This window comes from Clostridium sp. E02 (genome assembly GCF_003833015.1).
Taxonomy (GTDB): Bacteria; Bacillota; Clostridia; order Lachnospirales; family Lachnospiraceae; genus Lacrimispora.
Genome location: NZ_RJLQ01000003.1, coordinates 196,985 through 212,759, shown reverse-complemented (window position 1 = coordinate 212,759; position 15,775 = coordinate 196,985). Strand labels below are relative to the sequence as shown.

The window sequence follows — 15,775 nt, the reverse complement described above, 5'->3', positions numbered from 1 at the left end:
GGAAATGGAGGAAATTATGATTCGCATAGCAAAAACGGAAAATGGCATAGTAAGAGGAATTGAGGCGGCGGATCCCAGGATTACGGCGTTTAAGGGAATTCCATTCGCTGCGCCGCCAGTGGGGGAAAAACGGTGGCGTGCACCAGAGCCTTGTGAAAACTGGGAGGGAGTCCGTGACTGCTTCCGGTTTGGTCCCATATCCATGCAGGGGGTCCCGGGGCTGGGAGATAATATTTATGACAGAGAATGGCATGTGGATCCGGATATTGCAATGAGTGAGGATTGTCTTTATTTAAATGTCTGGACGGGAGCAAAGAAAGTAGGAGAAAAGCGGCCTGTTCTGGTATGGTATTTTGGCGGTGGGCTGCAAAACGGATATACGGCTGAAATGGAATTTGATGGAGAAAGACTGGCACGAAGAGGTATCATTGTGGTTTCCGTCAATTACCGGGTGAATGTATTCGGCTTTTTGTCCCATCCGAAGCTTACCAATAAGCAGCCAGATGATCCAGCAAATTTTGGTCATCTGGATCAGCTGGCAGGTTTAAAATGGGTCACTAGAAATATCGAGGCATTTGGCGGTGATCCTGAGAATATAACCATAGCGGGGCAGTCCGCAGGTGGGGGCAGCGTTATGACACAATTAACCACTCCAAGAAGCGAAGGTCTGTTTCAAAAAGCAATCGTATTAAGTGGCGTACTAAATCTTCCCTATGACGATAAAATGGATCTGTTTAGCCACACACTTGCCGACGCGGAAAAAACGGGAGAAGAATTCTTTGAATTTATTGGTGTAAAAGACCTTGATCAGGCCAGAGCAATGGATGGGAAACTGTTATATGAAAAGTATGAGGAGTTTGGGGGATTCATGGGAACGGTCATTGATGAAAAATTCTGCTTTGGGAATTCCTATCAGCGCTTTATGGAAAATAAAAGAGCAATGGTCCCGATAATGGCGGGGAATACTGCGGATGAATTTTTTGACTCCATTTATGCAGGTTCCGATGAAGAACTAAAAGAAAAAGTAAAAACATTATATCCCGGACAGGAAGAGGAGTTTCTTCGTTTGCTGGGAGATAGCCCACGGGATTCTGAGGGAAATGCAGGTTCCGTAAGCAGCATTGAGTTTGCTGTAAGAGGACTGTTTCATCAAAATTCACAGCAAAACAATCCGGTTTCCTGCTATTATTATACCTTTGATGCAGATATTCCTGGCTGGGATAATCCGGGAAATTTTCATTCCGTAGACTTATGGTTTTTCTTTGAGACGCTTGCAAAATGCTGGAGGCCATTGAAAGGAAATCATTACGATCTGGCAAGACATATGGCCAATTACTGGGCAAACTTCATGAAAACAGGTGATCCAAACGGAAATGACGCGGATGGAGAGCCAATGCCAGAGTGGCAGCCGTTTACGGAAGAAAATCCAAACGGAATTTTGTTATCCACAGAGAAAATTGAAATGAATCAGCAAAAGGAACCGGAACTGATGACGTTTTTGTTAAACAGGCTCAAGGAGAAATTTGAGGAATAAAATTGACTTGTGCAAACAAAAGAGGAAGGAATAAAGGAAGGTTATAGAAGGTGCAGCATGAATAGAGTAGAAATTAGTGACAGATTTTTTAGTAGGTACAAAGAATTAATCAAAACGGAGATGATTCCGTATCAATGGAAGGTATTAAATGATGAGATTGATATAACCATTGAACGGGAACGAAACGATGCTTCCATCCCAAACGAGAAAAGCCATGTCATTGAAAATTTCCGGATTGCGGCCGGAAGGAAAAAAGGAAATCATTATGGCTGGGTATTTCAGGACAGCGATCTTTATAAATGGCTGGAAGCGGTTGCCTATACCTTACGGGAACAGATGGATGAAAAATTAAAAAGTTTGGCGGATGATGTTGTGGACTTAATCAGTGAAGCGCAGGAAGACGACGGATATCTGGATACATATTTCACCATTGAAAAGCCGGATGAGAAATTCAAAGGCCTGTGGCAGAACCACGAATTATACTGCGCAGGGCACTTTCTTGAGGCGGCAGTGGCTTATTATGAAGCAGTTGGAAATCAAAAAGTTTTAGAGATCGCATGCAAGCTAGCGGATCACATTGATTCCGTGTTTGGAGAAGAGGAAGGAAAGAATCATGGCTATGATGGTCATGAAGAGGTTGAAATCGGACTGATGCGGTTATACCGTCTGACACAAAATGACAGATATCTAAAACTTGCCCGGCACTTTTTACTGATACGGGGAACAGATCGTGCAGTTATGGGATCAAAGCATCTTCCTTTAACCTATTATCAGGCACATCTTCCGATCCTTGAGCAAAATACCGCTGAGGGTCACGCTGTAAGGTTGGTTTATCTTTGCACTGCAATGGCTGATCTTGCGGCAGAAACAGGGGATGAGAAGCTTCTTGCAGCGTGCAGACGGTTATGGAAGAATATTGTAAAACGGCGTATGTATATCACCGGTGGAATCGGATCGACGGTATCCGGGGAGGCATTTACTTTGGATTACGATCTGCCCAATGATACCATGTACTGTGAGACATGTGCGTCTGTGGGACTGGTGTTCTTTGCATATCAGATGCTTTTATCAGAGGAGAAGGGGGAATATGGCGATGTGATGGAGCGCGCTCTTTATAATACAGTACTGGGAGGCATGGCTCTTGACGGAAAACATTTCTTTTATGTAAATCCTCTGGAGGTAGTTCCAGGCAAATCACTTAAGGATCCGGGGAAGAGTCATGTAAAATGCGTACGTCCCCAGTGGCTTGGCTGCGCGTGCTGTCCTCCCAACCTTGCAAGGCTTGTAGCCTCAGTGGAGCAGTATGTATTTGTTCAAAAGAAAAACAAACTTCTTGTCAATCTCTTTGTGGAATGTAAGGGGAGGTTTGAAATAGAGGATGGCATTCTGGACATAGAACTAAAGACTGGATATCCATGGACCGGATCCGTGGAAATCAAGGTAAATTACAGTGGAACTGCCAGTGTCTGCCTGGGAATCCGGATACCATCCTGGTCTGATACCATTGGTGTGGAGATCAACGGGAAAAGCACAGCTTCTGATGCAGAACATGGTTTTATCTATATCAACCAGAGTTTCAAAGAGGATACCATACGACTTGAATTGGATATGGAACCAAAGCGCTGGTATGCCAATCCATTGGTTGAAAATGATTTTGGGAAATTTGTAGTTTCAAGAGGTCCTCTCGTTTATTGTGCGGAAGAAGTGGATAATGGAAAAAATCTGCACCTATTGTCCGTGGAAAAACAGGAACCACTGGAATATAAATTTCAGGAAACTCTGCTGGGAGGCGTGGGCGTTCTCACGGCTTATGGCTGGAAGACAGAAGCGGACAGGGAAGACTTAGGGCTTTACAGACAGAGCAATGTATTAGAAAAGAAAGTCAGAACAAAGATCAGATGGATTCCTTATTACAGCTGGGCCAACAGAGGCGAGAATGAAATGCGTGTATGGATTAGAGAAGAAAATCAGCGTTAGAAGAAACTGCAGCCGCCCCTGCCGGGTTTTGACCGGAAGGAGGCGGCTGTGTCAGTATTTTATATGGTTCTCTTAATGATTCCGGTATCCAAATCCGTTTCCTCTGCGGTGATTGCCCATACCGTTTCCGTTACAGCCGCCTGTACCATAACCGTTACCTGCGCCATTTCCGTTTCCGTCACAGACCGCCTGTCTTTCGCGGATTGCGGTAAGCTGTGTATCTGCCTGCTCCTGTGTCAGTGTACCGTCAGCTACTTTCTCATTCAGCCTGTCTTCGTGGATATCCGCCAATGCCTGCTGGAATTCATCTAACTTTCCTGCCTCATCTGCCATGGATCCATAGGTTTTTCCAGATCTGCGTTCCGTAATTATCTCATCCAATGTCTTTCCTGTAATACCTGACACTGCTTCGGCAGGTGTCTTGTAAGCGGCAGCTGCAAATGAGGTCATGGTTGCGGCTGTTAGCGCAAGTGTAATGGCACATCCTGTAATCATTTTTTTGTTATTTTTCATAATTTGTAAACTCCTTTCGGTTTGTGTTATTTTCCTTTCGGTACGTTCATAATAACGTTTGTATATGGCACAAATGTGTCAGGAATGGTTTTTTTGTTTGTCATTTTATTTTATGTGCCACAAAGTTGCCTTATTTTGCTGATATATTTATAATGAAATGACAGGAGGGATACGATATGTCAATAATGCTGATCGCGGACGACAGTCCCCAGTTATTAAATATTTTAAACAGTGCGGCCAGGAAAGAGGGCTTTGAAACGGTACTTGCTCAGGATGGGCAGCAGGCGCTGGATGAATTTTATGCAAGAAAACCGCAGGTTGTTCTGCTTGATGTAATGATGCCTAAACTGGACGGGTTCCAGGTGTGCCGGGAAATCCGCAGGCAGTCCGATGTTCCGGTTATCATGGTAACAGCCAGAGGAGAGGATTTTGAGAAAATCATGGGATTGGACATAGGTGCAGATGATTATATTGTGAAACCATTTTCACCTGGGGAGGTTATGGCGCGAGTGAGAGCTGTACTGCGACGTATTGAGAAGGGCGCCGGGGAACCGGAGAAGATACTTCAGATTGAGAATCTGATAATAAATCTTGAAAATTACAGCGTAGCAGTCGACAACAAACCCATACTTTTAACAAAGCGGGAAACAGACATGCTCTGGACCCTTGCCGGCGGGAAGAATCGGGCCTATACCCGTGAGATGCTACTGGATCTTTTGTGGGGATATGATTATTATGGTGATCCCCGCACGGTTGATTCTCATATGAAACGCCTGAGGGCCAAGCTGGAAGAAGCACCACATCCCACCTGGGAAATACGTACTATACGGAATGTGGGCTATAAATTTGAGGTGCTGCCATGAATAAGAAAATAATCTGGAAACTGGTAGCCTCTTTTGCTGCAGTGCTTCTTTTGTTTACAGCCATATTGGGAACTGTGTTTGTATCCATGTTCCGGCAGCATACCATTGCAATCAATCGTTCTTCTATGGAGAAGCGGGCGGTTTCCATTGCGGAAACGCTGGCACTCTATGAGAGCGGAGAGGAGCAGGGACCGGAAACAGGAATGGGAATGGGAATGGGCATGGGGCGTCATGGAATGGGAGGATATGGTGCCTATCTTCACTTTTTAGATCAGGTTGCAATGGCAACGGTATGGATTGTGGATAACGACCGAAATGTTATCTCCTCCAGTCATGACGGTGTTACTTCAGGAGAGGAACTGCCTGAAAATGCAGAGAAAATTATCAGCAGGGTTTTGACAGGAGAAGTTACTTACGGAGAAGAATTTTCGGGGTTATTAAATGCTTCGACTCTGACGGTGGGGGTGCCGATTCGTACTGAAAACGGGATTTTTGGCGCTGTTTTACTTCACTCCCCGGTAAGTGGAGTCAATGAAGCTGTGCTTCAGGGTTTGTCCGCACTAGGAGCAGGTGCAGTCATAGCCCTGATTCTTGCAGGTATGGCTGCCGTGTGGCTGTCCTATCGGTTTACCAATCCTCTGCGCCGCATGAATGATGCAGCAAGGGGGCTTGCCAATGGTGATTATACGGCCCAAACTGAAGTTGACCAGGAGGATGAGATTGGTCAGCTGGCCCAAACCATTGATTTGATTTCCAAACGTTTGACTGAGGCTAGAAAGCAGCAGGCGGCTCTTGATCAGATGAAACAGGATTTTGTAGCCAATGTCTCTCACGAGCTACGTACACCGGTGGCAGTTTTACGCGGTTCTCTAGAGGTGCTTTGGGATGGAACCGTTGATACACCGGAGGAGATTCGGGATTATTATGACCAGATGTTAGCAGAGAGCCGGCATTTAGAGAGGCTGGTGAACGATCTGTTGGATTTGTCACGCCTTCAAGATGATCAGTTTTCTCTTGATATAGGGGAGGTAAATCTCTGCGATGTAATTCGGGATTCTCAGAGGGCAATCCGCCGTAAGGCAGAGGAAAAAAAGCTTAAACTTCTGGTAGAATGCCCGGCAGATGAGTGTGTTGTGGTTGGTGATTATGGCCGGCTGCGACAGCTAATTTTAATTCTTCTGGACAATGCGGTTAAATTTTCGCCGCAGAAGGGGGATGTGGGACTAACTCTTTCAAAGAATGTACAAGGATGCCTGATTACTGTGACTAACAGCGGCGAAGAGATTCCTGCCGATACAATCCCGTTCCTGTTTGACCGGTTTTATAAAACAAGCAGCCCTCAAAACCGTTCTGGCACTGGTCTTGGGCTTGCCATTGCAAAGCAGATTGCAGACCGGCACAATGCTCGTATCCGTGTGGAAAGCAGGAATGGGATTACCAGTTTTCTTGTTATATTTTAAACATAATTGCCACAAAGTAATTCCTGTAGTATGATGAATTTAAAACAAGCCTGCAAATAAAAAGTCAATAGGAAATTGATGATTTTTCTGGATTAAATTTATATTGATTTTTGGGTATGAAAAATAGACCACCGTTATCCGCTGGTCTGAAAGGATGTGGGTTTAATTATTCTGGAAGAGACATAAGATATTCTTTTACTCTTCCGTAATAGATACGTAAAAACTTATTAGCACCTGCGGTCATGTAGACGTAGTAAGGTTTTCCCTGAGCACGTTTTTTATCTATAAACATATATACAGGGTCATCCTGAGGTTTTGTTTTGACGAGACAGTCCATGACCTGAAATAAGGTTTTTCTAAGTACAGAAGAGCCTCGCTTGGAAATAGGAACACTTTTTTGTTCATAGGTTCCTGATTCATTTACTCCTGGGTCTACACCAGCAAATGCTGTGATAGCACCTTTATGAGTGAATCGTGTGACATCTCCGATTTCAGCCATAAGCTGAGGACCAAGAGATGGACCAACACCTTTCATTGCCATAACAACAGGATATTCGGGGAGTTTGGCTGCAGTTTCATTCATCAGGGTACGGAGTTCTCCCACGGTCTTAGAAGCAGTGTTTAATTGTTCTACGGCCTGTTTAACTATCAGCTTGGTTAAATCATCTTTTGGAAGTACAGGAACAAGTTCCTTTGCTGTTCCGTAGATTTCTTCAGCTTTATCTTTACTGAAGTTGTACTTCTTGCGTTTGCACCAATTCTTATAATGGTCAACAAATGCGTTTAATGACATTTTACGAACACAGTCCACATGCCAGTATGTAGTAGCAAAATCAACCCATTTTTGGCTACCGTCATCACGAGCGGGGCTGTCAAAGTAAGTATTAACACCTGGGTAAGTTTGATCTAGGATACCGATGAGGTTATTCTTCATAGCTGTTTTGTGTTTCATGTAGAACCCAAACTGACGGTTCATAGTCTTTAATTGATTACGTATTTCGTCCATAAGACTATACTGTTTCAATTCAGTCCAACTGTCAAGTGTGTAACGGGCTATTTTTACAGCATCAGCTTTATCAGATTTTACTTTACGCAGAGAGTTATCTCCAAAATCTTTAATGAGCTTAGGATTTACGGCAGTTACAAAAAGATCTGCCAGAGAAAGCTCACGAGCCAGTGGTTCGTAATAACGACCAGTGTGCTCCATAACTATTCGGGAATCACCTTCGATAGATTTGATCTGTTCAATCAAAGATTGGATGTTACCGGAAGTGTGTTTGATTTCAAATGGTGCTGAAACAATCTCACCATAAGGGCGTAAAATAGCAACCATGCTTTTGCCCTTGGATACATCAATACCTACTGCGTTCATGTTCATAAATTTGTCACTCCTTTAGATTATTGCAATGGATAAGTACCAGTTTTACTCATTACCTATTCAATCTACTGTGGTATGACACGAACGTACCTGAGGCAGTTCAACCTGCATAAAACGAATGCTGCGAATGAGGAGCTGGTTATCAGTCTTATTTACGGACGCTAAGTCCAAGAAAGGGGACGATATACCGATTGCTACCTACATTCTAACAGTTAAGCAACAAGATGGATAATTCCTTACTGGCTGTAAGGGATATTAACCATAAATATATTGTAGTAGGAAGGAGAAGGGATTATGAATGGGGAAAACAAAAAAATGGAGGAGAGGATGATTTCATCCTTTGATGGAACAAAACTGAGATTTAGAAAAGATACTGTGGAGAATCCAAAGGCGCTGATCGTCATTGCCCATGGACTGTGTGAGCATTTAAACCGATATGATTATTTTACGGAAAAGCTCAACGAGAACGGCTATAGCGTATATCGGTATGACCAAAGGGGGCATGGGAAATCCGAGGGGAATAAAGTTTATTTTAAAGAATTTAATGAGATGCCTGATGATCTGGGCCAGATTGTTGCCCTTGCCAGAGAGGAGAGTGGCGGAAAGAAGGTCTTTCTCTTCGGACACAGTATGGGAGGAGAAACAGTAACACTATTTGGTACAAAAAATCCGGGACAGGCAGATGGGATTATTACTTCAGGTGCGCTGACCCATTATAACCATCCAGTTATGGGCGATCAATTTCCAATTGAAGCACCAGATGATACCTATCTGCCCAATGAGCTGGGAGAGGGAGTTTGCAGTGATAAAAAAGTGATTGAAGCATATGCTTTGGATCCGTTGGTGGAAAAGGAGATCAGCACCGGACTGATCAATCAGATATATGCAGGCGTCCAGTGGCTGAAGGTTAATATAAAAAGCTTTTCCGATCCGGTTTTGATTCTCCATGGAGCGGATGACGGCCTAGTTGCTGCAAAAGATTCCCTAGATCTATTTGAAGAGATAAGTTCTAAGGATAAGAGTTTGCATATCTATGCGAACCTCTTTCATGAAATCTTAAATGAGCCTTGTAGAGATGAGATCATTGGGGATATTCTTTTGTGGCTTGGCAAACGTATCTGATCGCTTACCCATAGCAGAAACAAGCTGCCCCCGACAGGAAGGAGAAAAACTTTCTCTCCTATCGGGGGCAGTTAGACTAATTTTATTGTAGTTCTTCGCCGCAATTACTGCAGATTTTTGGGTTCGTTCCTTTTCCCAAATAGTGATTGCATTTTGGGCATTTCCAGTTAATCTGTGAAAAAATCACAACTCCTATAATGACCAATACTGCTGCAGGGCGAATGGAAAGCAAAAATAAAGCGATTGCAACAATCAAGCCGAGTATGGGAACAAGAATTTGTAGTTTTTTCTTTTTTTTGAATGCTTCTTTGGTATCTGACATGAATAGTCCTCCTCATATGTAATATTTTGTTTAAATTAGTTGTCCTATAAATATAATACGGGAAAACATTTACATTGCAAGTAAGAATCGATATAATTATGGGTATCAAGTGCTAAGGAGGTTACATGGTTGACATTAAATTTATAGCTCAGAAAGCAGGCGTATCCATTGCCACGGTGTCAAGAGTACTAAATCATTCCAAACCTGTAAGTAAGAAACTGGAGGAGAAAGTACTTGAGACGGTTATAAAATACAACTACTATCCAAAGTCATCGGACCGTTTTATTGCTGCCAAGCGTACGTTTATGATTAGTATTTTGATTGAAGACCATATTAATCAATTTCACTCTGAATTTTTACCCCAGATCACTCAGCATATTGCTCAGGCAGGATATCAAGCACTCATCAATATTGTTGGTACAAGCATGAAGCAAAAAGAAACTTCCATTCATGAACTTACTGCACGCCGTGTTGAGGGTATTATTGCATTGTTTCATTTAGATGAATTATCCGCGAAGCGTCTAAAAAGCTTGTCAAAAGTTCCTTTTTTGTATTCAGAGCCTCTGATAAAAGGGGTCAGTTACAATCAAATGAATTACAACGCTTCCTACAAGGTTGGAGAGTATTTAATCTCATTAGGGCATAGAAAAATCGGCTGCGTTTTTTTTGAGGGCTATGGTACGAATCGTTATCTGGATGCCAGATATGATGGTTTCATACAGGCTTTGCGAGACCATGATATCAGGATTAATGAAAATTACTTTTATAAAAGTGACATAAAGATGCAGAATGGCTGGAATATTGGAACGATAATAGATAATACAGATGACAGACCAAGTGCATTGTTTTGTGTATCGGATGAACTGGCAATTGGGATGATATCTGCTTTATCTCAGAAAGGGATTCCCGTACCCGACGAGATATCGATCATTGGATATGATGGAATCCCTCTGGGTCAGCATATGAAACCCAGTTTAACAAGTGTATACCAGCCATTTGAATTCTGGATTAAAAGAATAGTAGATGAATTGATAGCGGAGATTGAACATAAGTCCCTGGAACCCATTCGTGAAGAGGTTATTCTGGAGAATCTGCCCTATATAAGAATCTGTGAAAGTTGTGCCAGTCCGCACCAGTCTGTATAAATCTCCCTGATAAGCTTATAATAGCAAGAATGCTTCTGAAAAAAAGATAACAGAAAAGGAGAGCTGGATATGGAGATAAAACAATTCGGTCCTTCTGGGATACTACAGAACTTTGTAGATTATATATGGGTTGTAGAATCGGATTTACTTAAGGATGAAGAACGAGAAGATATTATTATGCCCTTGGGTCACATTAATCTTATATTAAACTATGGATCAAATTATAAGCTGATTGAGCAGGAAAGGGAAATTTTGATTCCAGATGCAGCAATGATCGGTCAGATTAAAAGTGCAAAGCGTGTTCGATACGGGAGTAAGCTTAATCAAATCGGTATTTCCCTAAAACCCGCAGGTTTGATGTCATTCTTTTATATCCTAGGAGCTTCCGTTGTGGAAAAAATAATAGATGCGAATGAAGTTGATGTGACAATTCATGAATTATATCATCAAATTGAGGATTTAAATGGGATTGAGGAAAAAATCGATAAAGTTTACGAGTATCTTAAAGCTAAAATGAGTATTGATAGGAATACCCAGCGTATTAGCGAAATAACCGATTATATTGAGTGCAATTATGAGGAACTAAATATTGGTGAGATGGCTGAGTTCTTTCGCCTTTCCATCAGCGCACTTGAGCGTTTTTTTAAAAAGAGTGTGGGATTGACACCGAAAACATATGGAACTATTATCAAATTCAGAAAAAACATTGAGAATGAAGACCGTAGAAAACATATGCAGAATTATTATTATGATCAATCTCACCTGATCAAGAATGCAAAAAAGTTTTCTGGTAAAACGGCCAATGAATTAGAACATGTGAATCGTGAATTGACATTGCAACATATTCTAAATAGTAATGGAATGAATGATTGCTGTTAAATAAAAGTAACGCCGATTTTTTACAATACAACCGGACTGCCTGATTGGTAAGATTATTGTATCTAAAACAGAAAGGGATGGTTGATATGCAAAGTATTAAGATATTGGCAAGCATACTCGTGTTTATTAATGTAACATTACTGACTATATTAGTTCCGGGAGGTCCGATAGAAAACAGAAACTTTCGTGGATTAAAAGGCGTTGTATTTTGGGGCTTTAATGCGTTTCTTATTACATTAGGGATTGCTTCTTATGTAACAAGTTATTTACTTTTGGTGGAAAATTCCTATGCGTTATCTATGGCTAAAATAATTTCTATACTTTATTTTATTGTATATATGATTGATTTGGGAGGGATTTTCCCTAAATCACCGGATAAGATGTCAAAGACATTAATGCTGCTTGAAATTGTTAATACATCATTTGCTGTGCTTCTATTTATAGTTGCGACTGCCATTGGAGTGGGGGTATAATCATGCTACTTAGAAAACCAATTATAATTTATTATTTTTCAGGGACAGGAAACACGTTTCTTCTTACAAAAAAAATAAAAGAAGCGTTTGAGAAGCAGAAATACTCGGTTACTTTAAGAAAAATATCCACATCTGAAATAGTCGAATTGGAAGAGGATTGTCATTTGGGAATCGTGGTTCCGGTGGCCATAGAATCTACCTTTCCAATTGTATGGGATTTTGTAAAAAATCTACCAGAAGGAAAAAATAGAAGTGTTTTTCTTGCAGATACCATGGAAAGCTTTTCCGGTGGGATTGTAGGACCAATGAAAAAGTCCCTGACAGCGAAAGGATATCAATGCATTGGTGCTTGTGAGTTTAAAATGGCGACAAGTATGCAGATGACGGAAAAAAAAGCAGAAATAGGAAAACAAAAAAATGAAGCAGCCTTTCTTCAGGCAGAAAAATATGTACAGTCGCTGATAGACGGAAGCGCGAAATGGAATCGAATACCAGTATTATCCGATCTGATGAGACTTATTTCCAGAGGACATTTCATCTGGGAAATAACCAGTAAGTCTATTCGCATAGACGATCCGTTATGCATTCGATGCCGGGTTTGCGAAAAACATTGTCCGGTTCATGCCATTCAATTTACAGATGAGCAGCGTATGAAAATCCATCATAACCAGTGCATCTCCTGCATGAGGTGTGTCAATTACTGCCCAAAGAATGCATTCAAGGTAGGGGGAAAACAACTGGTTCAGAAAAAGAGCGTCAATGTAAACGAATTGTAAGGGAAAGGCAAAGCTCATGTCAGACAATAATACCATGGAACAGATTCGAAAATTTAAGGAAATGGTGTAATTATCGATTCTCCTGCTTTTTCAATTTGCTGAGGATAGCCAGACCCTGAACATAATAGCGTTTATCGCTTAGACATTCTGCTATATAATTGAATATAGAAAAACGACTATAGATCAAAGCAAAGAAGAAGGAGAGAACAGATATGATTCATTACAGAAAGCTTAAAAAGGAAGAAGTAAAAGACATCGCGAGAATGTGTGCTTTGACATTTGCGGAGTATCCCATTTGCAACGATATTAAAAAGGAAATCAGAGAATATGGCCGTTATATTGCTTTTATGAGTGAGGTATATGAGGTGCATATCAGGGCGCATTATAAAAGTAGTGTATTTTTTGTAGGTGAGGAAGGTGGAAAAATCAGAAGTTTTGCTGTTTTGGTACGTCCGTACAGTTCGAATACCAATCTAATGGATTATATTTGTTCCGATGGATTAAAGTTGATGAAAATGGTAAGTCTGCCTAAACTTTTAAAATTTTTGAATGTTCTTGAAGAAGGACATAAACCAATCAGCGGTATGAAAGATCATTCCTGGTTACTGGAACTGTTGGCGGTGGACAGATCCTACACAGGAAGGCAATTAGGCAGTAAGATGATCAACGAGTGTATAATACCCTACATCAAGGAACAAAGCATGGGAGCAGAACCGGAAACATTTATTACATTTACGAATACTGAACTAAATAAAAAATTTTATTTGAAAAACGGCTTTACTGAATTTGATTATAAAACCATACAAATGGATAAGAATGCGATTGGGAATTGGAGTTTCCGTATGAGTATTAACCCAAGCCTCTAAAAGGTGATGGGAAGCCCTTCTTTCTCGCAAAAATGAATTTCACTGAAGTCTAATAATCGACCATTGATGGTCGGAGACAGCATAGGTATTGCGCTGCAGGATCTTGCTGTTGCAGATTACATAATAAGAGCAGCAGAAGAAAAGAACATTGGAACGAGTGTAACGATATAAGGAGAATTGATCATGAAAGTAAAAGTATATCAATTAAATTCATTTGCTAAAACGAAAGAAGGCGGTAATGCAGCAGGGGTTGTGTTAAATGCAGATTCATTATCGGAAAAGGATATGAGAAAAATTGCTAAAATTGTGGGATTTAGTGAAACCGCTTTTTTATTGAAGTCCGATGCGGCAGACTATAAAGTGAGATTCTTTACACCAAAAGAGGAAGTTGATTTATGTGGTCATGCTACAGTTGCAGCTTTTCACACCATGGCATATTTGGGGTTCTTAAAACCAGGTACCTATAAACAGGAGACAAAAGCCGGAATACTGGGCATTGAAATAAAAGAAGATAATTCTGTTATGATGAATCAACCAGGACCAGTATTTTCAGAAATAATAGAGAAAGAGGAACTTGCAGACTCATTAAATATCAAAGCTTTGCAAATACCGGAAGATTTGCCGGCCCAGATCGTATCAACAGGACTCCGAGATATTATAATTCCCGTAAAAAGTATTGAGGTTCTAAATGAAATGAAGCCTGACATGGAGAAAATCAAAACAATCAGTCAAAAATATAATGCAATAGGATATCATGTTTTTGCCTTGGAATCCTTATATGGAGCCACTGCCTGTTGCAGAAATTTTGCTCCTTTATATGAGATCCCCGAAGAATCGGCAACAGGAACCTCAAATGGAGCACTTAGCTGTTATCTTTATCATTATGGAAAAATCAAAAGCGGACAGGAATCGAAACTCGTGTTCGAACAGGGATATTCTATGAAAAAGCCATCTGAAATTTTGGTTTCTTTATTGGTAAAGAAAAACGAAATTCAGGAAGTCAGGGTTGGGGGCAATGCAATGAATTTAGTTTTAACTGAAGTTGAAATTTGAAATTTTCTGGATTAAATTGATTCTAAATTGTAGGAGTAAGTTTAAGAATAAGTCTTATCAGGAGTTGGTTAGATCAGGAATTTAAATTAAATATATAGGAGGGGTAAAATGAGTACATTAATTGCATATGCAACGAAATATGGATTTACGAAGACGTGCGCTGAGATTCTTGCAAAAAAGCTGGGTGAAAGGGTGGATATCTGTGATTTGGGCACGAATCCTCCGGGTCTGAAGAAATATGATAAAGTCATCATCGGCGGTTCGATCTATGCAGGGAAGATAAGAAAGCCAGTAATGCGTTTTTGTTCTGACAATCTAAATGTCCTGAAAGGGAAAAAGCTAGGGCTTTTCATATGTGGAATGGCGAAGGAAGAAGATGTTCAAAAGCAGATTGATTCCTCTTTTCCAAGGGAATTACTGGTTGTGAGCACTGCAAAGGGGTTCTTTGGAGGGGAATGTAATTATGACAAAATGAATTTCCTGGAGAAGTTTATCATGAAAAAGATAACCGGATCTCAACAGAGTCAGTCGCAGGTTGCTGAAGATAATATAACACGCTTTGCCGGTCTGATGAGGTGAGTTAACTGATGAAACACATTGCAATTGTATCGGATACTCATGGCATCCTTAGAGAGCCGGTTATGGCTGAACTGGATGCAGCTGATTGTATCATACACGCTGGAGATATTAATACGCCTTAGGGAAATTTAAGCGTATCGGAGGAATATATGAAAAAATTATTTGTGATTGGAATTGGTGGAAGTATTAGCAAAGCGAACATTGAAGTACATGATGTGCAACTAGTAATAGCCGATTCTATTGAAGAAACATATGAAACTCTTAAAAGAGATTGGTATGGAATCGGTCTGCACCTAGATGAATATAAAGTACTTACAGGCGCAGATGGATATGCCATTCAGATAAAAGAATACACGCAGAATATAGAACTAAGTCTATTTTTTGTCAATATGGGTGGTTATTTGAAGGGGCTGTTTGGAGAACAACATGAGTATGGATTTTATGTAGCAGAAACGGAAGAAGAAGCGAAAGAGAAAGCAAAAAAAGAGTTACTTAAAAATGTTGAAAATCGTCATGTGGATCGTATTTTCAAGGTTGAGAATTGTTTGAAATTTGCAGATGGAAAGAATGCTTCTGTTCATTTGATTCCTGATGGGAAAACGTATCGTTTGAATCCTGATTGGAGTGGTTATAAAAAACTCGTATAGACTCATGAACATGAGGTTATGTTTATCATAATGATAAGCATAGCCTTTTTTATTTCAATAAAATACGATAAAAATACCAAAAAGTACATGAATCACGTTATTTGTTACATGAATCTATTTATTTGTTACAAATATAACTATAATTAAGATAAAAACAAAACATAGTAACTGAACGGTCTTGTAGGTGC

17 protein-coding genes are annotated in these 15,775 nt (G+C 40.6%); 14 read left to right on the top strand and 3 right to left on the bottom strand.

What is annotated here, in order from left to right; genetic code table 11:
- The first annotated feature begins 16 nt into the window (after window positions 1-16).
- Both EFT72_RS03380 and EFT72_RS03375 read left to right on the top strand, forming a co-directional pair.
- Complete coding sequence (locus EFT72_RS03380; protein ID WP_124065498.1) at window positions 17-1,534, top strand: carboxylesterase family protein; 1,518 nt, start codon at window positions 17-19, stop codon at window positions 1,532-1,534.
- 57 nt (window positions 1,535-1,591) lie between these two features.
- On the top strand, window positions 1,592-3,511 hold the full coding sequence (locus EFT72_RS03375) for a beta-L-arabinofuranosidase domain-containing protein (RefSeq protein ID WP_124065497.1): 1,920 nt from the start codon (window positions 1,592-1,594) through the stop codon (window positions 3,509-3,511).
- A 72-nt stretch (window positions 3,512-3,583) separates the two neighbouring features.
- Here EFT72_RS03375 and EFT72_RS03370 read toward each other — a convergent pair whose 3' ends face one another.
- Window positions 3,584-4,024 carry a hypothetical protein gene (locus EFT72_RS03370; protein ID WP_124065496.1) on the bottom strand — a complete coding sequence of 147 codons (441 nt, stop codon included), beginning with the start codon at window positions 4,022-4,024 and terminating at the stop codon, window positions 3,584-3,586.
- 176 nt (window positions 4,025-4,200) lie between these two features.
- Between EFT72_RS03370 and EFT72_RS03365 the strand changes: the two genes are divergently transcribed.
- Complete coding sequence (locus EFT72_RS03365) at window positions 4,201-4,887, top strand: response regulator transcription factor (RefSeq protein ID WP_124065495.1); 687 nt, start codon at window positions 4,201-4,203, stop codon at window positions 4,885-4,887.
- On the top strand, window positions 4,884-6,347 hold the full coding sequence (locus tag EFT72_RS03360) for an ATP-binding protein (RefSeq protein WP_124065494.1): 1,464 nt from the start codon (window positions 4,884-4,886) through the stop codon (window positions 6,345-6,347). Before EFT72_RS03365 ends, EFT72_RS03360 begins: the two co-directional genes overlap by 4 nt.
- A gap of 166 nt (window positions 6,348-6,513) precedes the next feature.
- Here the strand turns inward: EFT72_RS03360 and EFT72_RS03355 are convergent, their stop codons facing one another.
- The gene (locus tag EFT72_RS03355; RefSeq protein ID WP_206426602.1) at window positions 6,514-7,719 is read right to left on the bottom strand and encodes an IS110 family transposase; all 1,206 of its coding nucleotides are present in this window, start codon (window positions 7,717-7,719) and stop codon (window positions 6,514-6,516) included.
- A gap of 300 nt (window positions 7,720-8,019) precedes the next feature.
- Here EFT72_RS03355 and EFT72_RS03345 point away from each other — a divergent pair, with 300 nt between their 5' ends.
- Complete coding sequence (locus EFT72_RS03345) at window positions 8,020-8,847, top strand: alpha/beta hydrolase (protein WP_243109929.1); 828 nt, start codon at window positions 8,020-8,022, stop codon at window positions 8,845-8,847.
- Between the two features lie 82 nt (window positions 8,848-8,929).
- Here EFT72_RS03345 and EFT72_RS03340 read toward each other — a convergent pair whose 3' ends face one another.
- Window positions 8,930-9,169, bottom strand: a complete 240-nt coding sequence (locus EFT72_RS03340; protein WP_124065491.1) for a hypothetical protein — start codon at window positions 9,167-9,169, stop codon at window positions 8,930-8,932.
- Window positions 9,170-9,294: 125 nt separating this feature from the next.
- Between EFT72_RS03340 and EFT72_RS03335 the strand changes: the two genes are divergently transcribed.
- The 9 genes from EFT72_RS03335 to EFT72_RS03300 all read left to right on the top strand — a co-directional run bounded on the left by EFT72_RS03335 (window position 9,295) and on the right by EFT72_RS03300 (window position 15,587).
- Window positions 9,295-10,314, top strand: a complete 1,020-nt coding sequence (locus EFT72_RS03335; protein WP_124065490.1) for a LacI family DNA-binding transcriptional regulator — start codon at window positions 9,295-9,297, stop codon at window positions 10,312-10,314.
- A gap of 69 nt (window positions 10,315-10,383) precedes the next feature.
- Complete coding sequence (locus EFT72_RS03330) at window positions 10,384-11,193, top strand: DUF6597 domain-containing transcriptional factor (protein ID WP_124065489.1); 810 nt, start codon at window positions 10,384-10,386, stop codon at window positions 11,191-11,193.
- Between the two features lie 86 nt (window positions 11,194-11,279).
- Window positions 11,280-11,666, top strand: a complete 387-nt coding sequence (locus EFT72_RS03325) for a hypothetical protein (protein ID WP_124065488.1) — start codon at window positions 11,280-11,282, stop codon at window positions 11,664-11,666.
- A 2-nt stretch (window positions 11,667-11,668) separates the two neighbouring features.
- On the top strand, window positions 11,669-12,442 hold the full coding sequence (locus EFT72_RS03320) for an EFR1 family ferrodoxin (protein ID WP_124065487.1): 774 nt from the start codon (window positions 11,669-11,671) through the stop codon (window positions 12,440-12,442).
- 212 nt (window positions 12,443-12,654) lie between these two features.
- A complete protein-coding gene (locus EFT72_RS03315) occupies window positions 12,655-13,308 on the top strand; it encodes a GNAT family N-acetyltransferase (protein ID WP_124065486.1) in 654 nt (217 codons plus the stop codon).
- A gap of 183 nt (window positions 13,309-13,491) precedes the next feature.
- On the top strand, window positions 13,492-14,361 hold the full coding sequence (locus EFT72_RS03310; RefSeq protein ID WP_124065485.1) for a PhzF family phenazine biosynthesis protein: 870 nt from the start codon (window positions 13,492-13,494) through the stop codon (window positions 14,359-14,361).
- A 108-nt stretch (window positions 14,362-14,469) separates the two neighbouring features.
- Window positions 14,470-14,940 carry a flavodoxin domain-containing protein gene (locus tag EFT72_RS03305; protein ID WP_124065484.1) on the top strand — a complete coding sequence of 157 codons (471 nt, stop codon included), beginning with the start codon at window positions 14,470-14,472 and terminating at the stop codon, window positions 14,938-14,940.
- Between the two features lie 8 nt (window positions 14,941-14,948).
- Entirely contained in the window at window positions 14,949-15,062 is a 114-nt protein-coding gene (locus tag EFT72_RS19880) for a metallophosphoesterase family protein (protein WP_164473059.1), read from the top strand.
- 27 nt (window positions 15,063-15,089) lie between these two features.
- Entirely contained in the window at window positions 15,090-15,587 is a 498-nt protein-coding gene (locus EFT72_RS03300) for a DUF1543 domain-containing protein (protein WP_124065483.1), read from the top strand.
- The last annotated feature ends 188 nt before the right edge of the window (window positions 15,588-15,775 follow it).